The organism is Arthrobacter sp. NPDC058192, assembly GCF_042883665.1.
Taxonomy (GTDB): Bacteria; Actinomycetota; Actinomycetes; order Actinomycetales; family Micrococcaceae; genus Arthrobacter.
The window spans coordinates 1-21030 of record NZ_JBHVVJ010000005.1 but is presented as its reverse complement, the minus strand read 5'-3'; the positions used below and the strand labels follow the sequence as shown (position 1 = coordinate 21030).

Genomic DNA, 21030 nt, shown 5'->3' with positions numbered 1-21030 from the left:
CCGACCGCTTTCCGTTTAGATGCTCTGCCGTCGGCCTCATGGTCGGCGCAGTCGTGTCAGAAGCTAGTACCGATTCCGATTATGTTCCTCCCCCTCCGGGGCGGTCAATATCCCAGCTGGGCGGCCCCAGCCGCGAGTATATTGGGCGTCGGACCCAGGCTGTGGCCACACCTGGCCCACTGCGAATGCCCCGGGTCCGGTACGTTGAAGCCATGACCATCATCCTTGTCGGCGGCGGCCCGGACACCGTGACCACTCCCGTTGTCTTCGACCGGTTTGTCAGGGAGCTCCGGACACGGGCGGGCGGCAGGGCTCCCCGCGTCGCCGTGGTTCTCGTTGACCAGGAGGGCAGCTCGGAGTTGTTCCTGCCAGCCTATGTGCGGCCGCTGGAATCCCGCATCGCCTGCGAGGTGCTCCCGGTCCTGCTCCGTCCCTACAAAGACGCGGATCCTGACGCGTTCGAGGGCGTCGACGGGATCGTCGTCGGCGGCGGCCCGACGCCGGGCTACCTCGCAGGGCTGCTGGCGTCCGCGGTAGCCATCCGCCGCGCGGTCTCCAAAGGCGTGCCCTACATGGGGTTCTCCGCCGGCGCGATGGTGGCGCCGGCACGGGCGATCGTGGGCGGGTACCGGATCAAGGGCACCGAAGTGTGCTCTGAAGAATGTTCGGAGGGCCTCGACGAACTCGAGATCCGCGACGGGCTGGGCCTGGTGCCCTTCGCCGTCGACGTCCACACCGCGCAGGCAGGAACGCTCAGCAGGGTCGTCGGGGCAGTGGCGCAAGGCCTCCTGGACCGGGCGGCCGCCGTCGATGAGAACACCGCCCTGGTCCTGCGCCACACGGACCTGGACGAACTGGAGGTAATCGGCGCGGGGCATTGCTGGACGGTTCGCGGCGCAGGGCCCAAAGCCACCGTTTCGGTTCTGTCCGCGCACCGATAGGCACCCGGCGCGCTCACCACCCGGGCCATTGCCCCTTGGCTCGGCTGGTACTTGGCACGATTGTTACTCGTGGGTAACATTGCCTCATGCATCTTCTGTTCCGGACCCTCCTGCTGCTGTTCACGTCCTCGCGCCGGCCGCCGCTGAGTATCTGGGATAGCTCCTCGCTTCCCCTGCGCGTGCTGCCCACGGATATCGACATCGCCATGCACGTGAACAACGGAATGTACTTCTCGCTCATGGACCTCGGCCGCTTCGACCTCATGGCCCGCAGCGGAGCCTGGCGGAAGATGCGCCGTCGGGGCTGGACCCCGGTGGCGGCGGGGGAGACCATCGCCTTCCGCCGTTCGCTGCAGCTCTGGCAGCGGTACACCATCGAATCCAGGATCATCGGCCTGGATTCAAAAGCCATCTACTTCGAGCAGCGGATGGTGGTGGACGGCGAGGTTTACGCGCGTGCCCACATCGCCACCCGGCTCCTCAGCAAGGGCCAGCCTGTCAGCCAGGCGGAAATCCTCCGCGAGTTCGGCACCCCACCGGCGGACCTGGAGCTGCCCGAATGGATCCACGCATGGCGCGAATCCAACGCCCTGCCCGGTGCGCGGCGCCCGGCGCCGCATGCCTGGACCTGAGGATCGGGCCCGCCCGCCAGGATGTGCCAACAGCGAAATGCCGCAGACATTCCACGCCTGCTCCCGTACCGTTGACTCATGGCTACCGTAGACATCACAGGTGAACAGTTCGCATCGACCGTCGAGGATAACGACATCGTCCTTGTCGATTTCTGGGCTGAATGGTGCGGCCCGTGCAAGCAGTTCGGCCCCACGTACTCAGCAGTCTCAGAGAAGCACCCGGACGTTGTCTTCTCCAAGGTGGATACCGAAGCTGAGCAGCAGCTCGCAGCCGAAGCCGGCATCACCTCGATCCCCACGCTGATGGCCTTCCGCGAAAAGGTCCTGGTGTTCTCGCAGCCGGGCGCCCTGAACGCCCAGCAGCTCGAGCAGGTGGTCGACGCCGTCAAGGCCCTGGACATGGACGAGGTCCACGCCCACGTGGCCCGCTCCCAGGCCGAGGCTGCCGCTGCGGCCGGCAAGCAGGACGGCACCCAGATCCCGGAAGCCTGACCTGTGCCAACTCCCACCTAGAGCTTTTCGACCTTAACCGGCTCGGCCAGCAGCGCGCTGAGGGATTCGTTCAGATCCTGGAGGGCGGTGCCCTTGGAGTGCTTATCCAGATCCTCCTGGCTTGCCCACCGTTCGGTCAGCACCAGCTTGTCCTCACTGGCTTCCGTGAGTTCGTAGCGGAGGCAACCGGGTTCGTTGACCACCTCGTCAATCGCGATCTCCAAGGCGAGCTTCACGCGGAAGAATTCGCCGTCATTGGGGATGAAGGTGGCCAGCAGGTCAATGGGTTCGCTCATGGCAATTACCCTACCGGGCGTCCGGGCCGGCGCCGGAAGATGACCGGAACGTTTCGTAGGACCTCCAATCTTTGCCCTTCTTTTGCCTCCGGTCAGTTGGTAGCGTCACATCATGCTTGCTTACACAGCCGGGGACACTGACGTTCCGCTGCTCAAGGAAACCATTGGCGCGAACTTCGAACGGATCGCGGCCCGGTTCCCGTACCACGATGCCCTGATCGAGGCGGCGGCGGTGCCCGGCGATGAGGCGCGGCGCTGGAGCTACTCCAAGTTGAACGACGACGTCGACCGCCTGGCGCGTGCGCTCCTCGCCCTGGGCGTCGCGAAGGGCGATCGGGTGGGCATCTGGAGCCCCAACTGCGCCGAATGGACCATTCTGCAGTACGCCACCGCGAAGGCCGGGGCGATCCTGGTCAACGTCAACCCCGCCTACCGCAGCCACGAGCTTGAGTTCGTGGTGAAGCAGAACGGCATGCGCATGCTGGTCACTGCGCCGTCCGACCGCAACAGCGACTACACCGGGATGGCCCGGCAGGCCCTGGCGTCCTGTCCGGCACTGCGCGAGCTGGTCTTCCTCCCGGACGCCGGCGCGGACGGGCTGACCGCCGGAGAGCCGGAAAGTGAGGCGGAGCGAACCTACGCCGAGCTGCTCAAGCGAGCCGACGACGTCGGACATTCCGCCCTGCAGGCGCGCGTGGCGGAACTGGACGCCCACGATCCCATCAACCTGCAGTACACCTCCGGCACTACTGGCTTCCCGAAGGGCGCCACGCTGACGCACCACAACATCCTTAACAACGGCTACTCGATCGGCGAGCTGCTGGACTACACGGAACACGACCGGGTGGTGATCCCGGTGCCCTTCTATCACTGCTTCGGCATGGTGATCGGGAACCTGGCAGCGCTCAGCCACGGCGCCGCGACAATCATCCCGGGCCGGACGTTCGCGCCGGCCGCGGCGCTGGAGGCCGTGCAGGACTTTGGCGGAACCTCGCTGTACGGGGTGCCGACCATGTTCATCGCCGAGCTCGCACTGCCCGACTTTGCCTCCTATGACCTCTCGACACTGCGCACGGGCGTGATGGCCGGATCTCTGTGCCCGATCGAGGTGATGAACCGCGTCATCAACGAAATGAACATGTCCGACGTCGCAATTTGCTACGGCATGACCGAGACCTCCCCGGTCTCCACGATGACGCGCAGCGTGGACACCATGGTCCAGCGGACCGAGACCGTTGGCCGGACCATGCCGAACCTGGAGAGCAGGGTGGTGGACCCGGCCACGGAAGAGGTGCTGGAGCGCGGCGCGATCGGCGAGCTGTGCACCCGCGGCTACGCCGTCATGCGGGGGTACTGGGACCAGCCGGACAAGACCGCCGAGGCGATCGACGCTGACGGCTGGATGCACACCGGGGACCTCGCCCGGATGGACGAGGACGGGTATCTGGTGATCGAGGGCCGGATCAAGGACATGGTGATCCGTGGCGGCGAGAACGTCTACCCGCGCGAAATCGAGGAGTTCCTGTACACGCACCCCGATATCCAGGACGTGCAGGTGATCGGCGTCCCGGACGCGAAGTACGGCGAGGAGCTGATGGCCTGCATCATACTGAAACCCGGCGCGGGGCCGCTGGATGCCGTGACCCTGGCCGAGTTCTGCCGCGGCAAGCTGGCGCACTACAAGATTCCGCGCTACGTGGACGTCCGGGAGAGTTTTCCGATGACCGTCTCCGGCAAGATCCGCAAAGTCGACATGCGGCGGGAGGCCGCGGCCAGGCTGGGCCTCTAGCGCTTTGGAGCTCAGCATCGCCCCCTGACAGCAACGCGGGGTCATTTAGCGCCCAAGAATGACCCTCCAATGGGCTGTAAGTGACCCCGCGTTGGGGGAATTCCCGGCGCCTGTGGGTAACTCCTGCACGGCCCGAGGCGCAGGGACACAATGGTGCCCATGGGCCGCATCACACCGCTCCCGGAAAGCCTTGGCCGGGCGCCGTTCACCGTCTACGAGTCCCGTGCGCTCGGTGTCCCGCCGAAGCGGCTGCGGGCCAAGGACCTGTCCGACGGCGGCCGGCTCATCTATCTGCCCGCCGGCCGCCAGCTCGAGGTCCTCGAGCGGGCCCGGGTTTTGGCGGCCGCGACCCCGGGCGCGTGGGTGTCCCACGAAACCGCTGCCGTCCTGACACCGCTTGGGCTGCCGCCGTGGATGGGCGAGTGCCTCACGATCCATCTCAGCAAGCCGCACGAACTGCCCCGGGTCCGACGCTCCGGCGTCACCGGCCACCGCGTGCGTCTGATCCCGGGCGAGCTGACCGACGTCGGCGGCATCCCTGTGACGGTGCCGCCGCGGACCTGGCTGGATCTGGCGGCCGTGCTGCCGCTCAACTATCTCATCGCTATGGGCGACCAATTGATCCGCATCCCGCGGCCGGGACTTGAGAACAGGTCCGAGCCCTACGCCCATAAGGAGGGCCTGCGGCTGCTCATCCGCCAGCACCCCAATATGAAAGGAGTGGAGAGGGCCCGGCTGGCCCTCGACGAGATGCGGGTGGGATCGGATTCGTTCCCGGAAACGTTCCTGCGGCTCGCGCTGATGGACGCGCGCCTGCCCGAACCGGAGCTACAGCTGAGGCTCGATCCGGATGATGACCGGTCGCCCGCAGCCGACCTGGGATACCGGCGATTTCGGATTGCTGTTCAGTACGACGGCGCCCATCACCTCACGCGGGAACAGCAGTCCCGGGACAATCGTCGCGACGAAGCCTTCCGCGGCGCCGGCTGGGCTTACTTCAAGCTCAATGCCGATGACCTTGCCGAGGGCTTCGAAGGTGTGATCGCCCGCATGAAGTCGGTCCTCCGCCGCGCCTGACCCGCGGATTCCTGACCCGCCGACTCCTGATGCACCCCTCCAACGCGGGGTCACTTGGCGCCCAATCGTTGGCCTCGAATGGGCCGTAAGTGACCCCGCGTTGCAGTGTGGGTGGTGGTCAGTGGCCGCGGTGGTCCTGGATGGTCATCCGGGGGCCGAAGGTGGGTTTGCGGAAACCGCTGAGGCCGAGCATCCGGACCACCCGCTGCCGGTGCCCCGCCCAGGGGGCGAGCAGCCTGAGCATGCCGGCGTCGTCCGTGCGGCGGCCTGTCAGCGCCGCGCCGACATAGGCCGCCAGGTGGTAGTCGCCCACCGCGATCGAGTCGGGGCAGCCGTGCGTGCGCTGCACCACCTCGGCGGCCGTCCACACGCCGATCCCCGGGATGGTCTGCAGCTTCGCCCCGGCTTCGGCGGCTGGCAGGACGGCGAGCCGTTCGAGGCCGACGGCGGAGCGCAGCGCGCGCATGACGGTCGCCGAGCGCTGGGGCCCGACTCCGGCCTTGTGCCATTCCCAGGACGGGATGCGGAGCCATTGCGCCGGGGTGGGCTGGATCATGAGGTTGGCCGGAGCCACCGACCCGGCGCCGGGGGCGGCCGTTCCGAAGCGGTACACCAGGTAGCGGTAGCCGCGGCGGGCTTCAATCACGGTGACCTTCTGCTCCAGGATGGTCGGCACGAGCGCGTCGACCATCCGGCCGGTTGCGGGCAGCCGCACCGCCAGGTTCCGTCGCCGGGCTTCGATGACCATCCGGGGCAGCGTGGCGTGGAAGACGGGCTCATCGAAAGCCGTCCAGTCGTCATCGCGGCCCAGTAGGCGCGGGACAGAGCCCGCGGCGTCGGCGGCTCCGGGGCCCCAGGCCTGCGCGTCAACCGCCGGGTCCGCCCTGGGTCCCGTGGTTGCCAAGCGCAGCGTCGCGGGACCGGCGGGCGTCGTGAACGCCAGCCACACGGCGTCGGGGGCTGTCCGGATGGCGGGGTCCCCTTGGCCCCGCCGCAGCGGGCCTATGGTCTGGAGAAGGTCGAAGGGGCCGCCGGGATGCCACCGCAACGAGGCGTCCGCCGCGGCGGCAAGGCCGGCGGGGACGTCTGCGATGGTCACCCGAACATGTTCCCACGCCCCTGCGACCGCCGCTGCATTGCAGCTCAAAAGACCGGCACCAAGACCGGGCCCGGCGCCCCTTAACCCGCAGCCCGCGGCGGGACTACAATCCGGTTGGAGCGTGGACCGCCCGCGCCCGGCCCTTTGATCGCACAGTGGTCCCACAACCCGGAAATGACAGGTGAGCGTAATGGCCCGAGGAGTTGTGCACTTCGAAATCCCCGCCGACGACGAGGTCCGCGCCGGGAAGTTTTACAGCTCGGCGTTCGGCTGGACGGTGAATCCGGTGCCGGAGCTGAGCTACACCATGATCACCACCACCCAGACCGACGAATCTGGCATGCCCTCGGTGCCGGGCGCGATTAACGGCGGGATGTTCCGCCGGGAAGGGACTGTCACCTCCCCTGTCATCACCATCGACGTTGATGACATCGATGCGGCGCTGGAGAAGATTGAGGCCCTCGGCGGCGCCACAGTCAGTGCCCGGCAGGAGGTGGGCACCATGGGGTGGGCCGCCTACTTCCGCGACACCGAGGGCAACATCGTGGGGCTGTGGCAAAACGCGGTGCCGGAGGGCGGCACCGCTGCGGCGGACCCCGCCAACGACATCGGCGCCTAAAGGCGGGCCGCCAACGCCTGGGTCAGTGCCTCCCCGTGGTGAGCCACAGCGCCAGGACCGCCAAGGGGACGGTGAGTACGACGGCGACGACCCCGGCCAGGGCGAAGCCGCCCCAGCGGATCTCCACGTTCAGTGAACGGAGCCGCTCGTGCCAGAGCAGTGTCGCCAGGGAGGCCCACGGGGTCACCAGCGGTCCGAGGTTCACGCCGATCAGCAGGGCCGCCAGCCGGGCAGAGGAGTTGCCCGCCGGTTCCAGGGCCAAATAGGCGGGGAGGTTGTTCACCGCGTTTGCCGCCCCTGCGCCGAGCCCGGCGAGCTGCAGGAGAGCCGGCAGGCCGTCGCCGGTACCGGCGATCCCGGACAGGAACCGGGTCAACCCGTTGGCGTGCAGGGTCTCCACCACCATGAACAGACCGGAGGTGAGCATGAGCGGGCGCCACGGGATCATGGACCAGCGCAAAGCGGAGGGACGCCGCCACAGGAAAAGCAGGAGCAGGGCGGCGGCCGCGGCCATCGCCGGGTACTGCACCGGAACGCCGGAAACCAGGGCCGGCAGTAGCACCGCCATCACACCGGACGCCGCGTACAGAAGCACCCGGTCCCGGACCTTGTGCAGCGGCTGCGGCCCGTAGCTGCCGCGGAGATCCTTGCGGAACGCCAGCCACAGGAGCAGCAGCGGTACAGCGATGCCGACCACGGCCGGCGCCCACACTAGTGCGGCGAACGCAGCCGGACTGAGCTGGAGCCGGTCCTGCGCCAGCAGGTTGGTCAGGTTGGATACCGGCAGCAGCAGCGAGGCCGTGTTCGCCAGCCAGACCGTGGTCAGGGCGAATGGCAGCGGCGGAATGCGGGCGTGGACGGCGAGCAGCACGACGACGGGGGTCACGAGCACCGCCGTCGTATCCAGTGACAAGAACACCGTGGAGACGGTGGCGAGGGCGATGACGAGGAACCACAACAGCAGGATCCGGCCGCGGCCCAGGGCCGCCAGCCGTTCGGTGACCACCCGGAAGAGGCCTGCGCCGTCCACCAGCTCGGTGACCAGGGACATCGCCACCACGAACGTGAGCACGGGCACGGTACGTGCCGCGAGCTCCTGGAAGGCGGGGACCGGCAGGAGCCCGGACGCCAGCGCCGCGCACCCGGCCAGCAGCATGCCAGCCGGCAGGGCATAGCTCTTGAGGGTCTTCAGCCGGGGGATCTTCTTCACCGCCTCATCGTCGCACCCCGGGGAGGCCGGACTCCGGTGCCACGCATCCTGCCAGCAGCATGGCCGCCGGAGACGGTAGCTTTGTACCTATGAAGTACGCCCAGTCCGTTCTGGACCTCATCGGCCGCACGCCGCTAGTCAAGCTCAACCACGTGACCGACGGCATCGCAGCCACCGTCCTGGTGAAACTGGAATACCTGAACCCCGGCGGTTCGATCAAAGACCGCATCGCGGCCAAGATGATCGACGAGGCCGAACGCACGGGCAAACTGCAGCCCGGCGGCACCATCGTGGAGCCGACGTCGGGGAACACCGGCGTTGGCCTGGCGCTCGTGGCCCAGCAGAAGGGCTACCGCTGCATCTTCGTGGTGCCGGACAAGGTCGGCGAAGACAAGCGCGCCGTCCTCGAGGCCTACGGTGCCGAAGTGGTGGTCACGCCCACCGCCGTCCCGCCTGACAGCCCGCAAAGCTACTACGGCGTCTCCGACCGGCTTGTGACCGAAATCCCCGGCGCGTTCAAGCCGGACCAGTTCTCCAACCCGGCCGCCCCGGCGAGCCACTACGAAACCACCGGCCCCGAGATCTGGCACGACACCGACGGCCGGGTCACGCACTGCGTGATCGGCGCCGGTACCGGCGGCACCATCACCGGCACCGGCCGGTACCTCAAAGAGGTCTCCGCCGGACGTCCCGCGGCCGAGGGCGGCGTCGTCAAGATCATCGGTGCGGATCCCGCCGGCTCCGTGTACTCCGGCGGAACGGGCCGGCCCTATTTCGTCGAGGGCGTTGGCGAGGACATGTGGCCGGCCAACTACGACAAGTCGGTCCCGGATGACGTCATTGCCGTCAGTGACGCCGATTCCTTCGCGATGACCCGCCGGCTGGCCCGCGAGGAAGGCCTGCTGGTGGGCGGCTCCTCGGGCATGGCCGTGGTGGCCGCGCTGCAGGTCGCCCAGGACCTCCCCGCGGACGCCGTCGTCGTGGTCATCCTTCCGGACTCCGGCCGCGGCTACCTGGCGAAAATCTTCAGCGACCAGTGGATGCGCTCCTACGGCTTCCTGGCCAGCGGGGACGAGGCCTCGGTGGGCGAGATCCTCAAGGCCAAGACCGGTGAACTGCCGGACCTTGTCCACATCCACCCGAACGAGAGCGTCCGGGATGTCATCAACATCATGAACGAGTTCGGCGTCTCGCACATCCCCGTCCTGTCCCAGGAGCCGCCCGTCGTCATGGGCGAGGTGCTGGGCGCCGTGGACGAACGCACGCTCACGGCCAAGCTCTTCCGGGGCGAGGCTAAACTCTCGGACAAGATCTCCGAACACATGGGGGCCCGGCTGCCCGTGATCGGCTCGCTCGAATCGATCTCGACCGCCCGCGAACTCCTCTCCGACGCCGACACCCTCATGGTGACGTTCGTCGGCGCCCCGGTGGGCATCCTGACCCGCCATGACCTCCTCGCCTACCTCAGCAACTGACCAGTTCAAGGAGTCCCATGATCCAGCCAGAAAGCTCATCTGAGAAGAACGCCGGCTTCAACACCCGCGCCGTGCACGCCGGCCAGGCCTTCGAGCCGCGCACCGGTGCCGTGGTGCCGCCCGTGCATTTCTCGTCAACCTACGCCCAGGACGGCATCGGCGGCCTGCGCGCCGGGTACGAGTACGGCCGGGGCACCAACCCCACGCGTGATTCGCTGCAGGAGCAGCTCGCCGCCTTGGAGGGCGGCGCCGCAGCGTTCTCCTTCAGCTCCGGCCTGGCCGCCGAGGACTCGATGATCCGCGCGCTCACCCGGCCCGGCGACCACATCGTGCTGGGCAACGATGCCTATGGCGGAACGTACCGGCTCATCAGCCGGGTCCTGGGGGAGTGGGGCATCGGGAACACCCCGGTGGACATGTCCGACCTCGACGCCGTCGCCAGGGCAGTCGCCGCCGGAGGCGCGTCCGGAGTCGCAGGCGGCGGCAAGACCCGCCTCGTGTGGGTGGAAACCCCGTCCAACCCGATGATGAAGATCACCGACATTGAGGCCCTCGCGAAGGTGGCGCACGACGCCGGTGCTCTCCTCGTCGTGGACAACACCTTCGCGTCCCCGTACCTGCAGACCCCGCTGGCCCTCGGCGCCGACGTCGTGGTGCACTCCACCACGAAATACATCGGCGGGCATTCCGACGTCGTGGGCGGTGCGATTGTGGTCAACGACCCCGAACTGGCCGAGAAGATCGGCTTCGTGCAGTTCGCCGTCGGCGCCGTGTCCGGGCCGATGGACGCGTTCCTGACCACCCGCGGGCTGAAAACCCTCGGTGTGCGCATGGACCGGCACAGCGACAACGCCCAGGCCGTGGCCGAGTGGCTGCTGGAGCGGCCCGAAGTGGAGGCCGTGCTGTACCCGGGCCTGCCCTCCCACCCCGGCCACGAGCTGGCCAAAAAGCAGATGAGGAAGTTTGGCGGCATGGTCTCCGTGCAGTTCAAGGGCGGCGAGGCCGCCGCGCGCAAGGTGGCCGAGTCGACCTCCGTGTTCACGCTCGCCGAGTCCCTGGGCGGGATCGAATCGCTCATGAACTACCCCTCGGAAATGACGCATGCCTCGGTCAAGGGCACCGAACTGGCCGTGCCGGTCAACCTGATCCGGCTCTCGTGCGGCATCGAGGACGCCGAGGACCTCATCGCCGACCTCGACGCCGCGCTCTCCGCCCTGGCTTAGGCAGCGCCTCCGCGATTCCGCCCCCGCGAGTCCGGCCCGTCCACCCTAGCTTTCTTCAAGAGAGTCAGCTAGCGTTGCCTGCATGGCACTTCGATCCGACTGGTCCGAGCGGACCTGCAGCATGGCCCGCGGCCTCGACATCCTCGGCGACCCCTGGAGCATGCTTGTGCTGCGGGAGGTGTTCTTCGGCAACGGCCGCTTCGAGGCCATGAAGCAGCGGCTGGGCGCGGCCGATTCCGTGCTCACCCGGCGGCTCGCCGGGCTGGTGGACGCCGGGCTCCTCGCCCGGAGGCCCTACGACGACGGCGGCCGCACCCGCCAGGAGTACGTACTCACCGCCAAGGGCGAGGACGCCCTGCCGGTGCTCAACGCCGTCGTTCTCTGGGCCGAAAAGCACCTCCCCGCTCCTTCCGAGCAGGCGCACATGTTCGTCCTTCACACCGGCTGCGGGCAGCGGACCTCTTCCGCTGACACCTGCTTGGCCTGCGGCGAGCCGCTGACTGCCGGGAACACGAGCTGGCACAGTCTCACCCGCACCGCGGACCCCGTGCCCTTGGCCTCTGCCGGCACGGCACCCCCTGAACGGACCCAGCCACAGCAGACCACCCGGCCACACCAGAACGGAACCGCCGCATGAGCGCCCCCGAAACAACGCAGACCCCCACGCCGTTCCGCCGGCGGATCCACCCCGCGTGGATTGTGGCCGCCGTGGCCTTCCTCGCGCTCGTCGGGGCTGCCGGCTTCCGGGCCGCTCCCGGCGTGCTGCTGGTGCCGCTGCAGAACGAGTTCGGCTGGTCCACCACCGTGCTCTCGGCCGCGGTCAGCATCAACCTCGTGCTGTTCGGCCTCACGGCACCGTTCGCGGCGGCCCTCATGGAACGCTTCGGCGTCCGCGCGGTCACGGCCGTGGCCCTGGTGCTGATCGGTGCCGGCAGCGCGCTGACGGTCCTGGTGAACCAGTCCTGGCAGATCCTGCTGACATGGGGGCTGCTGATCGGCCTGGGCACCGGATCCATGGCCCTGGTCTTCGCCGCCACCATCGCCAACACGTGGTTCGCCAAGAGCCGCGGCCTGGTAATCGGCATCCTCACCGCTGGCAGTGCCGCCGGCCAGCTCGTGTTCCTGCCCTTCATCGCGGTTCTGGCCCAGGACTCGGGCTGGCGGCAGGCCTCGCTCCTCATCGCCGCCGGCGCGTTCGCCGTGGTGCCGCTCGTGCTGATGTTTCTGAAAAACTCCCCGGCCGCCGTCGGCGTGTTGCCCTACGGGGCCACGCCGGCCGCCGACGACGGAACCGCGGAGGCGGCCCCGGCGGATCGCGACTCGGCCGGGCCGCGCCGCAACGCGGCGGTCCGCGCCCTGCAGGTGCTCAAGCGGGCCAGCAAGGTCCGTACCTTCTGGGCCCTCGTGGCCGGATTCGCGATCTGCGGCGCAACCACCAACGGGCTGATCGGCACCCACTTCATCCCTTCCGCCCATGACCACGGCATGCCGGAGACCACCGCGGCAGGCCTGCTCGCCGTCGTCGGCATCTTCGACATCGTCGGAACCATCGCCTCCGGGTGGCTCACGGACCGCTTCAACCCCCGGATCCTGCTGGCCGTGTACTACCAGTTCCGCGGAATCGGGCTGCTGGTCCTGCCGCTGCTGCTCAGCGCCACGGTCCAGCCCAGCATGATCGTGTTCGTGGTCATCTACGGCCTGGACTGGGTTGCCACGGTGCCGCCGACCGCCGCCATCTGCCGGCAGGTGTTCGGCGCCGACGGCAGCGTCGTGTTCGGCTGGGTGTTCGCGGCCCACCAGCTCGGGGCGGCCGCCGCGGCCCTGGCGGCCGGCGCCATCCGGGACGCCACCGGGCAGTACACCTACGCCTGGTTTGCCGCCGCCGCCATGTGCACGATCGCCGCCGTCATCAGCGCCACCATCCGCAAGCACGCCCGGGAAACGGACACGGTCCCGGTTCCGGCCTAGCTGTTCTGTAGACTGACCGACAGCGAGGGCGCGTTTCCGCCGCCCGGACGGAACCGACCACCGGCCAGCGTCTACACCAGCAGCCCGATCGGGGAATTCATGTCAGTGCTCGATTCCGAACACAGCTACGCGCGGCCGAACGCCGCCGTGGCCGTCCCCGTCCCGCAACAGCCCGATCCGAAGATCCCCGTCCCGGGGCTGGCCACAGGCACGCTTGCCTGGCTCTCCGTCGCGGCGGTCGTCGTTGCCGTCGGCTACTTCATCTGGATGTCGCTGGGCGTCTGGGCGAAAGAGGGCCTGGACTTCAGCGTCTACTGGTACGGCGGGAAAATCCTGAACGACGCCGGCACGGCGCCGTCGGACCTGTACGCGGGAAATGTGGACTGGGCCGGCGGCCCGGCACTGAAGTTCACCTATCCGCCGTTCGCCGCCGTGCTGTTCAGCCAGCTGGCCCGGCTGCCCCAAGCGGCCGCCCTGGCCTTGTTCAACGCCACTGGCGCGCTCGTGGCGGTCCTGGCCGCCGTCCGCACGGTCCGCTACTGGAATGGAAAGGGGAACTGGCGCGCCACCTTCCGTTCCCCGGGCAACTGCTGGGCCGCCGCCGTGCTGGTTTTGGCGGTGCTGAATCTCGGCCCGTGGCGGGAGACCCTGATGTTCGGCCAGATCAACGCCCTGCTCATGGGCCTCATGGCCGCGGACCTGCTGGCCCGCAACCCGCGTTGGACACGCGGCTTCCCGGGCAGCGGCTTCCTGGTGGGCGTCGCCGCAGGCATCAAGCTCACGCCCCTGGTTTTCGGCCTGTACTACCTGGTCCGCAAGGACTGGCGCGGGCTGCTCAACATGGCCGCAGGCTTCACCGCCACGGTGGTGCTCGGCTGGTTGCTGCGTCCCGTCGAGTCCGTGCAGTTCTGGTTCGAGATGCTGCCGGACACGTCCCGGATGGGCGGAGCGGGCTATGTGGACAACCTCTCCCTCAAGGGCGCGCTGCTGCATTTCGGCGTCCCGGAAGCCTCCGTCACTGTGCCGTGGCTGGTGCTGAGCCTACTCGTCGTGGCCTTGGGAGCCGCCGTGATCAAGGCCGCCAGCGACCAGGGTGCCCGCGTCGTCGCGGTGTCGGCTACCGCGCTCACCATGCTGCTGGTCAGCCCTGTCTCGTGGTCCCACCACTGGGTGTGGGTCGCCGCCGTTTTTCCGGCCTTCGCCTGGACCCTGCGGGAAACTCCGCGCCGATTCGCCCGGATGCGCTGGACCATGGGCGGGGCGCTTGGCATTTCACTTCTGGTGTTCCTGTTCTCGCCGAAGACCATCGGCAAAGCCCTGGGCGCGGAAAACCTCGATATCCAGACGCCCGGGCTGTGGATCATGGCCTCCAGCGCCGGGGTCTTCTGCGCCGTGGCACTCCTCGGGTGCTGGCTCGTCGCCCTGCGGCGCAACTCCGTGGCCCCGGAACTTGAGCTTGCCGACGGGCCAGCCGCTGAACGGGACGTCCGGTCACCCGCCTGACCCCGCCGCCGCGGCTAGGCTGTTCGGCATGAGCTCCGCTTCGCCCCGAAAGACTGCCCTGGTTACCGGCGTCGGCCGCCTCGCCGGAATCGGTGCCGGCATCGCACGCCGCCTCGCCGCGGACGGCTGGGACCTCGTACTGACCTACTGGCAGGACTACGACGCCCGGATGCCGTGGGGAGTCCAGCCGGACGACGTCGAACGCCTCACCGCCGAGCTGCAGGCGATCGGTGCCGCCGTCGTGGCCCTGACCGCGGACTTCGAAGACCCAAACGCAGTGGACCGGCTGATTGCCGCGGCCGCGGCGGAGGCCGGAACGCTGCAGGGCCTGGTTCTCAGCCATGCCGAATCCGTGGACTCCGGCATCCTGGACACCTCCCTGGAGAGCTTCGACCGGCACTTCGCGGTCAACACCCGCGCCAGCTGGCAGCTGATTGCCGCCTTCGCCCGCCAGGCAGGTCCCGACGGCGGCGCCATCGTGGCCCTGACCAGTGACCACACCGCCTACAACGTGCCCTACGGGGCTTCGAAGGGCGCCCTGGACCGGATCGTGATCGCGGCGGCGCGGGAGCTCGGCCCGCTGGGCATCAGCTCCAACGTCCTCAACCCGGGACCGGTGGACACGGGCTGGATGGATGACACGGTCCGGGCGGACCTGGCCCGGCGGCAGCCCGGCGGGCGGCTGGGCACACCGGCGGATGTGGCCGGCACGGCGGCGTTCCTGCTTTCGCCCGAGGGCCGCTGGATCTCCGGGCAGCTGGTCAAGGCCGACGGCGGCTTCTCCGCCTGAGCCCAGGGCCGGCCGGGAACCCGCCTAGCGGAACGCAGGGAGCCCGGTGATGTGCTGGCCCAGGACGAGGGTGTGGACCTCGTCGGTGCCCTCGTAGGTGCGGACGGATTCGAGGTTGGCCGCGTGCCGCAGCGGGGAATAGTCCAGGGTGATGCCGTTGCCGCCAAGGATCGTGCGGGCCTCCCGGGCAATGGCGAGCGCCTGCCGCACGTTATTGAGTTTGCCGAGCGAGATCTGCTCCGGGCGCAGCGTGCCGGCGTCCTTGAGCCGGCCCAGGTGCAGGGCCAGCAGGGTGCCCTTCTGGATTTCCAGGAGCATGTTCACCAGTTTCTCCTGCGTCAGCTGGTATCCGGCCAGCGGCTTGCCGAACTGCAGCCGGCCCTGGGCATAGGCCAGGGCGGCCTCGTAGGAATCCCGGGCCGCGCCCATGGCACCCCACGCGATGCCGTACCGGGCCTCATTGAGGCAGGTGAAGGGGCCCCGCAGCCCCTGCGCCGCGGGCAGCAGCGCCTCCGGGCCGAGGCGCACGCCGTCGAACGTGATATCGCACTGGATGGAGGCGCGCATGGAGAGCTTCCGCCCGATCGGCGTCGCGGTGACGCCCGGGGTGCCGGCGGGGACAAGGAAGCCGCGCACGCCGTCGTCGGTTCTGGCCCAGACCACCAGGACTCCTGCCACCGACGCCAGCCCGATCCAGCGCTTGGCGCCGTCCAGGACCCAACCGGCGTCCTCGCCGGAGCCGTCGCGGCGGGCGAAGGTCTGCATCGAGGCAGGGTCCGAGCCGGCCGTGGGTTCGGTCAGGGCAAAAGCCCCGATCAGCTCGCCGGCGGCCATCCGGGGGAGCCACTCCTGCTTCTGGTCCTCGGAGCCCCACTTGTGGATGGCCGTCATGGCGAGGGAGCCTTGCACGGAGACAAACGTGCGGATGCCGGAATCGCCGGCCTCGAGCTCCATTGCCGCGAGGCCGTATTCGACGGCGGAGCGGCCGGGGCAGCCGTAGCCCTCCAGATGCATGCCCAGCACGCCGAGTTCACCCAGTTCCGGGGCGAGCTCGAGCGGGAACACGGCGTCCTCGAACCAGCTGGCGATCCCCGGTCGGATGCGCTGGTCCGTGAAGTCCCGGACCCGCTCCCGCACGGCCAGTTCCTCGGCGCTCAGGAGCGAATCGATCGCGAGGACATCGGAAACATCGGAAGCTGCAGCGGCGTTGCTCATGCCAGCATCCTATTCGTCCACGGCAGGCCGGCCGCGGCTGTCCCTCCCAGTTGCTTCTCGTGGGCCTGCCAGATCCGGCAGGACTCGCAGGCGTCGCCAGGGTTTTCCGGGTTGATCGACAAAGCAACCGGGGAGGAGCGCGGCGGTGGGGGCCTTCGGGAGGAGTCCCGCGCCAGGCAGACAGGCCGCGCTGCGGCAGGCCTAGACTGGTGCCATGAAAAGCGCATCTGTGCTTGCAGTCTGCCGGGTTCACCAGCTGCTCGCGGATCCTGGCAGCGTCGGGGTCACCGCGATCGACAAGCGTGCCGTGGACGGTCCGGTGCGGGTCCACAAACTCGGCCTGCACGGCGACATCCAGGCGAGCAGGATCCACCACGGCGGCGAGCACCAGGCTCTCTACGCGTATTCGCAGGACGACGCCGATTACTGGAGTGCCGAGCTCGGCCGGGATCTGCCGCCGGGCATCTTCGGCGAAAACCTGCGGATCACCGGGATCAACGCCTCCGAGGCCGTGATCGGCGAACGCTGGAAGCTCGGATTGGATGTCGAGGTTGAAGTAACGTCTCCCCGCGTCCCCTGCGCCACGTTCCAGCGGCGGATGGGGGAGCCGCACTGGGTCCGCAGGTTCACCGAGGCCGGGAAGGTGGGCACATACCTCCGCGTGGTCCGCACGGGCAGCATTGAGGCCGGCAACCACATTCACAGGATTTTCGTCCCCGCCCACGGCGTGACCATCGCCAAGTGGTTCAGCGACCCCACGTTGGCGGACATCGAGGCCCTGCGTGACGCCGACGCCGACGGTGAGATCCGCCTCCAGCCCGAGTATCACCAGCGCTTCGAGAAGCTGCAGCGCCAGCTAGGCGCCTAGGTTGGGTCGAGGATCACGACGCCGGTGTGCGCAATCTCACCGGCCGATGTCGGGCCCTCAGTTACCGCCATTCTGGTCCATGGCTTATGATGGATACATCCCCCACTCCGGAAATCCCTTATTCCTGCCCAATTCTTGAGGCAGGACTGGCAAGTGTTGGGGCCCGCAAATTGTGATGCGGGCATTTTCATAGGGAGAGCCGGCAAAAGAAAACGCTGTACAGACTGCTGGGATAGCAGCCAAGAGATGCAGCGGGAAGTCCTGCCATGGGATTGCGAAAGCGCCGGACTTCTATGTGACCCGCCGGTCAACGTACGCCCGGCAACTCACGTCACGCGTACTGCGGCTCCGCTCACCTCGGGTTGTGCCGCTTGGCCCCTATGGATGAGGAAGAAATCCCCTATGCCCGAAAACCAGAACAGCTCCGAAACGACCGAGCCCACCGCCGTCGTCGAGACTTCTGAAGCGGCTGCCCCCGCAGCCGGCTCCGCCCCGGAATTCACCGAGGCTCCCGCCGCCACCGAGGCTCCGGCTGCCGCCGAGGCCGCTGGCACCGACCCCAAGGCTGACACGAAGCCGGCCCAGTCCACGAACGAGGACTCCAAGGCCGGGGACGCCGAGGACGAGGGCGTCAAGTTCGTTGACCTCGGCATTGACGGCCGCGTCCTGGCTGCCCTGCAGGATGTCGGCTACGAGAAGCCGTCCCCGATCCAGGCAGCGACCATCCCGCTGCTGCTCGAAGGCCGCGACGTCGTGGGCCTGGCCCAGACCGGTACCGGTAAGACTGCAGCATTCGCAGTACCGGCGCTGTCCCGCCTGGCCGAGCTCCACGACCTCAACGGCCCGTCCCGCAAGACCCAGGCCCTGGTCCTGGCCCCCACCCGCGAGCTCGCGCTCCAGGTTGCCGAGGCCTTCACCTCCTACGCCAAGCACATCGATGACTTCACCGTCCTCCCGGTTTACGGCGGCTCCGCCTACGGACCCCAGCTCGCGGGCCTGCGCCGCGGCGCCCAGGTTGTTGTCGGTACCCCCGGCCGCGTCATCGACCACATCGCCAAGGGGTCCCTGGACCTGTCCGAACTCCAGTACCTTGTGCTGGACGAGGCCGACGAGATGCTGCGCATGGGCTTCGCTGAAGATGTCGAGCAGATCTTCCAGCAGACTCCGGAATCCCGCCAGGTGGCCCTGTTCTCGGCCACCATGCCGAGCCAGATCCGCCGGATGTCCAAGCAGTACCTGAACAACCCGGCCGAGGTCCAGGTCAAGTCCAAGACCACCACGGGCGCCAATACCAAGCAGCGTTACCTGCAGGTCATGGGCCCGCACAAGCTTGATGCCATGACCCGCATCCTTGAGGTTGAAGAATTCGACGGCGTCATCGCGTTCGTGCGCACCAAGATGGCCACCGAGGACCTCGCCGACAAGCTGAAGGCCCGCGGATTCCAGGCTGCCGCCATCAACGGCGACATCCCGCAGCAGCAGCGCGAACGCACTGTTGACGCGCTCAAGGAAGGCCGCATCGACATCCTGGTGGCCACCGACGTCGCCGCCCGCGGCCTCGACGTCGAGCGGATCAGCCACGTGATCAACTACGACATCCCGCATGACACCGAGTCCTACGTGCACCGCATCGGCCGCACCGGCCGCGCGGGGCGTTCCGGTGACGCGATCCTGTTCATGACGCCGCGCGAGAAGTACCTGCTGCGTTCCATCGAGAAGGCCACGCGCCAGCCGGTGGAACAGATGCACCTGCCCACCGCCGAAACCGTCAACACCCTGCGCCTGGGCAAGTTCGCTGAGAAGATCACGGAGACGCTCGAGTCCGAGGACGTTGCCGCCTTCCGCGACCTCATCGCCTCCTACGAGGAAGAGCACAAGGTGCCTGCCGCCGAGATCGCCGCCGCACTGGCGGTCATGGCCCAGGGCGGGCAGCCGCTGCTGGTCAAGGAACTCCCGGCCGCGCCCGAGTTCCAGAAGCGCGAGCGCTCCAAGGACGGCTTCGGCTCCCGCGGCCCGACCCGCCAGCTCACCGAGGGCAACGCCACCTACCGGATCGCCGTGGGACGCCGCCAGCGCGTCATGCCCGGTTCCATCGTGGGCGCCATCGCCAACGAGGGCGGCATCTCCTCGGCCCAGATCGGCGGCATCGACATCCGCTCGGACCACTCCCTCGTGGAGCTCCCGGCCGACCTGAGCCCCGAGCAGTTGCGCGCCCTGTCGCGCACCCGGATCGGCGGTGAGCTGATCCACCTCGAGCTCGACAACGGCCGCAAGCCTTCCGGGGACCGCGGCGCCTACCAGGGCAACCGTGGCGGGGACCGGGGGGACCGCGGCGGCTACTCCGGCGGCAGCGGCAACTTCAAGGGCAACGGCGGCTTCAAGCGCGAATTCCGCAAGAACGACGGCGAGCGGTCGTCCGCGGACCGCGGTGGCCGCTCCTACAGCGAGCGTTCCGAGCGGAGCTTCGGCGGCGACGCCCGCAAGCCCCGCCACGAAGGCGGCTTCAAGCCGCGCAACAAGTGGTAACCAATAGCTCCATCTGAAAACGGGCCGGCTCCTGAGTGAGCCGGCCCGTTCTTGTTTAAGAACTCAAGCGGTCGGGTGCTGTGTTCGCTTCGTCACACCGCGTAGAACAGCCGGCTCGCGGCGCCTGATCCGGGCTCCTGGACCGCCCCGGAAGCCCGTATTTCCGCTGTTTTCGGCGGCCCCGCCGTCGTCCGCCCACCGATTTGTTGGTGGGCGAATCTTCCGGTAGAGTATTTACTCGTTGCCCCCCTAGCTCAGTGGTAGAGCGCGTTCTTGGTAAGAACGAGGTCACCGGATCGATTCCGGTGGGGGGCTCTGAATGAGGGCCTGTGTCAAGGCGGTTTTTGACCGGCTGAGCGCAGGTTTTCCTCATTTATGGCGGTGTAGCTCAGTTGGTTAGAGCGCACGACTCATAATCGTGAGGTCGGGAGATCGAGCCTCCCCACCGCTACAGAAAGACCCCGAGGGCCTAGCCCCGGGGTCCTTTTTGTTTCCGCCGGCGTGCGGACCGGCTAGGTGCTGCGCTTGAGTGCGGACCGCACGAGAACCACATTGGCGCCGTACTTGCGGTCCAATTCTCGCTGGATGGCGCCGTTGTCGTGGGCGACAAGTACCACGAGGTAGCCGTTCTCGACCCACGACATAAGGATAGGCTGCCCACCCGCCTGCGTAAGCTCTTGCCGGAGCTGCCTGAGCTGTGACTCGCTTCCCCTCCCGGGTTTCCCGGAGACGGGCGCTGCGGCCTCGGGGACAGCAGCGTCAGTGGACGACAGGGGAACGGCCTCCCGGGTCCGGACAAGTTCACCGTTGTCCCATGTTCCGGTTACTTCGTAGGCCCCCCAGGTGACGCCGTTTAGGGTTTGGTACCCGGTCACCTTGGACCAGTCCCAGTTCCGGATGACCGGACCTCCGCAGCTCCTGGGCGGATAGGAGGTCGTAGTGGCCCCCAGACAGAGCACAGGTGAATTGTCCCCATTTTGTAAGACCGTGGCCCGGCCGGTTAGCTCGTCCGGGAGCATGGTGGGTTGAGAGGATGTTGTCGGTTCGATCGACGGTGGCACCGGGCTGGCGCATCCGCCTAGCAGCGCGGCAGCAATTACAACGACGCAGACCATCGCCTTATCCATGCGGTCATCATCGCGTGTTGTTGAACTAATAAGAACCGTGGCGGGGAAACTGGCGCTGTTTCGTGACCCGGCGGGGCACGGGCCCCCTGTTGCCTCATTGCAATACCTCCGGGAAGAGTGATTCGTTGCCTCATTTGAAAACCTCCGGATGGAGGGACTCGTTGCGGCGCTGGAGGTAGG

Annotated in this window: 19 protein-coding genes and 2 tRNA genes; 16 read left to right on the top strand and 5 right to left on the bottom strand. The window is 68.0% G+C overall.

From position 1 onward, the window contains the following. Window positions 1-212: 212 nt before the first annotated feature. The 3 genes from ACFVVK_RS06540 (at window position 213) to trxA (ending at window position 2065) form a co-directional block, all read left to right on the top strand. Window positions 213-941, top strand: a complete 729-nt coding sequence (locus ACFVVK_RS06540) for a Type 1 glutamine amidotransferase-like domain-containing protein (protein ID WP_390265081.1) — start codon at window positions 213-215, stop codon at window positions 939-941. Between the two features lie 86 nt (window positions 942-1027). After that, window positions 1028-1573, top strand: a complete 546-nt coding sequence (locus ACFVVK_RS06535) for an acyl-CoA thioesterase (protein ID WP_390265078.1) — start codon at window positions 1028-1030, stop codon at window positions 1571-1573. 78 nt (window positions 1574-1651) lie between these two features. Beyond that, entirely contained in the window at window positions 1652-2065 is a 414-nt protein-coding gene (trxA, locus tag ACFVVK_RS06530) for a thioredoxin (protein ID WP_390265075.1), read from the top strand. Window positions 2066-2082: 17 nt separating this feature from the next. Here trxA and ACFVVK_RS06525 read toward each other — a convergent pair whose 3' ends face one another. Beyond that, window positions 2083-2361: a putative quinol monooxygenase gene (locus tag ACFVVK_RS06525; RefSeq protein WP_390265073.1), complete on the bottom strand. Its 279-nt coding sequence runs from the start codon at window positions 2359-2361 to the stop codon at window positions 2083-2085. A 112-nt stretch (window positions 2362-2473) separates the two neighbouring features. Between ACFVVK_RS06525 and ACFVVK_RS06520 the strand changes: the two genes are divergently transcribed. Next, entirely contained in the window at window positions 2474-4150 is a 1677-nt protein-coding gene (locus tag ACFVVK_RS06520; RefSeq protein ID WP_390265070.1) for an AMP-binding protein, read from the top strand. A 159-nt stretch (window positions 4151-4309) separates the two neighbouring features. Continuing rightward, the gene (locus ACFVVK_RS06515; RefSeq protein ID WP_390265067.1) at window positions 4310-5227 is read left to right on the top strand and encodes a hypothetical protein; all 918 of its coding nucleotides are present in this window, start codon (window positions 4310-4312) and stop codon (window positions 5225-5227) included. A gap of 118 nt (window positions 5228-5345) precedes the next feature. Here ACFVVK_RS06515 and ACFVVK_RS06510 read toward each other — a convergent pair whose 3' ends face one another. Continuing rightward, window positions 5346-6326, bottom strand: coding sequence for a DNA-3-methyladenine glycosylase family protein (locus ACFVVK_RS06510; RefSeq protein ID WP_390265065.1), 981 nt, complete (start codon window positions 6324-6326; stop codon window positions 5346-5348). A 190-nt stretch (window positions 6327-6516) separates the two neighbouring features. Here ACFVVK_RS06510 and ACFVVK_RS06505 point away from each other — a divergent pair, with 190 nt between their 5' ends. After that, complete coding sequence (locus tag ACFVVK_RS06505; RefSeq protein WP_390265062.1) at window positions 6517-6945, top strand: VOC family protein; 429 nt, start codon at window positions 6517-6519, stop codon at window positions 6943-6945. Window positions 6946-6967: 22 nt separating this feature from the next. Here the strand turns inward: ACFVVK_RS06505 and ACFVVK_RS06500 are convergent, their stop codons facing one another. After that, a complete protein-coding gene (locus ACFVVK_RS06500) occupies window positions 6968-8101 on the bottom strand; it encodes an SLC13 family permease (RefSeq protein WP_390265611.1) in 1134 nt (377 codons plus the stop codon). Window positions 8102-8244: 143 nt separating this feature from the next. Here ACFVVK_RS06500 and ACFVVK_RS06495 point away from each other — a divergent pair, with 143 nt between their 5' ends. From ACFVVK_RS06495 to ACFVVK_RS06470, 6 genes are all read left to right on the top strand, one after another. Then, complete coding sequence (locus tag ACFVVK_RS06495) at window positions 8245-9630, top strand: cystathionine beta-synthase (protein WP_390265059.1); 1386 nt, start codon at window positions 8245-8247, stop codon at window positions 9628-9630. A gap of 17 nt (window positions 9631-9647) precedes the next feature. Beyond that, window positions 9648-10853, top strand: coding sequence for a cystathionine gamma-synthase (locus tag ACFVVK_RS06490; protein ID WP_390265056.1), 1206 nt, complete (start codon window positions 9648-9650; stop codon window positions 10851-10853). An 82-nt stretch (window positions 10854-10935) separates the two neighbouring features. Next, window positions 10936-11490: a winged helix-turn-helix transcriptional regulator gene (locus ACFVVK_RS06485; RefSeq protein ID WP_390265053.1), complete on the top strand. Its 555-nt coding sequence runs from the start codon at window positions 10936-10938 to the stop codon at window positions 11488-11490. Beyond that, a complete protein-coding gene (locus ACFVVK_RS06480; protein ID WP_390265050.1) occupies window positions 11487-12821 on the top strand; it encodes an MFS transporter in 1335 nt (444 codons plus the stop codon). Before ACFVVK_RS06485 ends, ACFVVK_RS06480 begins: the two co-directional genes overlap by 4 nt. Before the next feature lie 99 nt (window positions 12822-12920). Continuing rightward, entirely contained in the window at window positions 12921-14324 is a 1404-nt protein-coding gene (locus tag ACFVVK_RS06475) for a glycosyltransferase 87 family protein (RefSeq protein ID WP_390265047.1), read from the top strand. A 28-nt stretch (window positions 14325-14352) separates the two neighbouring features. After that, complete coding sequence (locus ACFVVK_RS06470; protein ID WP_390265044.1) at window positions 14353-15114, top strand: SDR family oxidoreductase; 762 nt, start codon at window positions 14353-14355, stop codon at window positions 15112-15114. 24 nt (window positions 15115-15138) lie between these two features. Here the strand turns inward: ACFVVK_RS06470 and ACFVVK_RS06465 are convergent, their stop codons facing one another. After that, window positions 15139-16329 carry an acyl-CoA dehydrogenase family protein gene (locus tag ACFVVK_RS06465; protein ID WP_390265042.1) on the bottom strand — a complete coding sequence of 397 codons (1191 nt, stop codon included), beginning with the start codon at window positions 16327-16329 and terminating at the stop codon, window positions 15139-15141. Between the two features lie 214 nt (window positions 16330-16543). On the opposite strand from ACFVVK_RS06465, the gene ACFVVK_RS06460 reads away from it, so the two are divergent. From ACFVVK_RS06460 to ACFVVK_RS06445, 4 genes are all read left to right on the top strand, one after another. Further along, window positions 16544-17197, top strand: coding sequence for an MOSC domain-containing protein (locus tag ACFVVK_RS06460; RefSeq protein WP_390265039.1), 654 nt, complete (start codon window positions 16544-16546; stop codon window positions 17195-17197). Window positions 17198-17599: 402 nt separating this feature from the next. Further along, complete coding sequence (locus ACFVVK_RS06455; RefSeq protein WP_390265036.1) at window positions 17600-19723, top strand: DEAD/DEAH box helicase; 2124 nt, start codon at window positions 17600-17602, stop codon at window positions 19721-19723. Between the two features lie 243 nt (window positions 19724-19966). Next, window positions 19967-20038 (top strand) — tRNA-Thr (locus ACFVVK_RS06450). 62 nt (window positions 20039-20100) lie between these two features. Beyond that, window positions 20101-20174, top strand: a tRNA-Met gene (locus ACFVVK_RS06445). 61 nt (window positions 20175-20235) lie between these two features. Here the strand turns inward: ACFVVK_RS06445 and ACFVVK_RS06440 are convergent. Continuing rightward, window positions 20236-20367 (bottom strand): hypothetical protein, encoded by a 132-nt coding sequence (locus ACFVVK_RS06440; protein ID WP_390265034.1) that lies wholly within the window; start codon window positions 20365-20367, stop codon window positions 20236-20238. Window positions 20368-21030: the final 663 nt, after the last annotated feature.

Excerpts from the sequence above, each read along its gene's own strand:
- ACFVVK_RS06540 (WP_390265081.1), top strand. The coding sequence starts at position 213 with ATGACCATCATCCTTGTCGGCGGCGGCCCGGACACCGTGACCACTCCC.
- ACFVVK_RS06535 (WP_390265078.1), top strand. The coding sequence starts at position 1,028 with ATGCATCTTCTGTTCCGGACCCTCCTGCTGCTGTTCACGTCCTCGCGC.
- trxA (WP_390265075.1), top strand. The coding sequence starts at position 1,652 with ATGGCTACCGTAGACATCACAGGTGAACAGTTCGCATCGACCGTCGAG.
- ACFVVK_RS06525 (WP_390265073.1), bottom strand. The coding sequence starts at position 2,361 with ATGAGCGAACCCATTGACCTGCTGGCCACCTTCATCCCCAATGACGGC.
- ACFVVK_RS06520 (WP_390265070.1), top strand. The coding sequence starts at position 2,474 with ATGCTTGCTTACACAGCCGGGGACACTGACGTTCCGCTGCTCAAGGAA.
- ACFVVK_RS06515 (WP_390265067.1), top strand. The coding sequence starts at position 4,310 with ATGGGCCGCATCACACCGCTCCCGGAAAGCCTTGGCCGGGCGCCGTTC.
- ACFVVK_RS06505 (WP_390265062.1), top strand. The coding sequence starts at position 6,517 with ATGGCCCGAGGAGTTGTGCACTTCGAAATCCCCGCCGACGACGAGGTC.
- ACFVVK_RS06500 (WP_390265611.1), bottom strand. The coding sequence starts at position 8,101 with ATGCTGCTGGCCGGGTGCGCGGCGCTGGCGTCCGGGCTCCTGCCGGTC.
- ACFVVK_RS06495 (WP_390265059.1), top strand. The coding sequence starts at position 8,245 with ATGAAGTACGCCCAGTCCGTTCTGGACCTCATCGGCCGCACGCCGCTA.
- ACFVVK_RS06490 (WP_390265056.1), top strand. The coding sequence starts at position 9,648 with ATGATCCAGCCAGAAAGCTCATCTGAGAAGAACGCCGGCTTCAACACC.
- ACFVVK_RS06485 (WP_390265053.1), top strand. The coding sequence starts at position 10,936 with ATGGCACTTCGATCCGACTGGTCCGAGCGGACCTGCAGCATGGCCCGC.
- ACFVVK_RS06480 (WP_390265050.1), top strand. The coding sequence starts at position 11,487 with ATGAGCGCCCCCGAAACAACGCAGACCCCCACGCCGTTCCGCCGGCGG.
- ACFVVK_RS06475 (WP_390265047.1), top strand. The coding sequence starts at position 12,921 with ATGTCAGTGCTCGATTCCGAACACAGCTACGCGCGGCCGAACGCCGCC.
- ACFVVK_RS06470 (WP_390265044.1), top strand. The coding sequence starts at position 14,353 with ATGAGCTCCGCTTCGCCCCGAAAGACTGCCCTGGTTACCGGCGTCGGC.
- ACFVVK_RS06465 (WP_390265042.1), bottom strand. The coding sequence starts at position 16,329 with ATGAGCAACGCCGCTGCAGCTTCCGATGTTTCCGATGTCCTCGCGATC.
- ACFVVK_RS06460 (WP_390265039.1), top strand. The coding sequence starts at position 16,544 with ATGAAAAGCGCATCTGTGCTTGCAGTCTGCCGGGTTCACCAGCTGCTC.
- ACFVVK_RS06455 (WP_390265036.1), top strand. The coding sequence starts at position 17,600 with ATGCCCGAAAACCAGAACAGCTCCGAAACGACCGAGCCCACCGCCGTC.
- ACFVVK_RS06440 (WP_390265034.1), bottom strand. The coding sequence starts at position 20,367 with ATGTCGTGGGTCGAGAACGGCTACCTCGTGGTACTTGTCGCCCACGAC.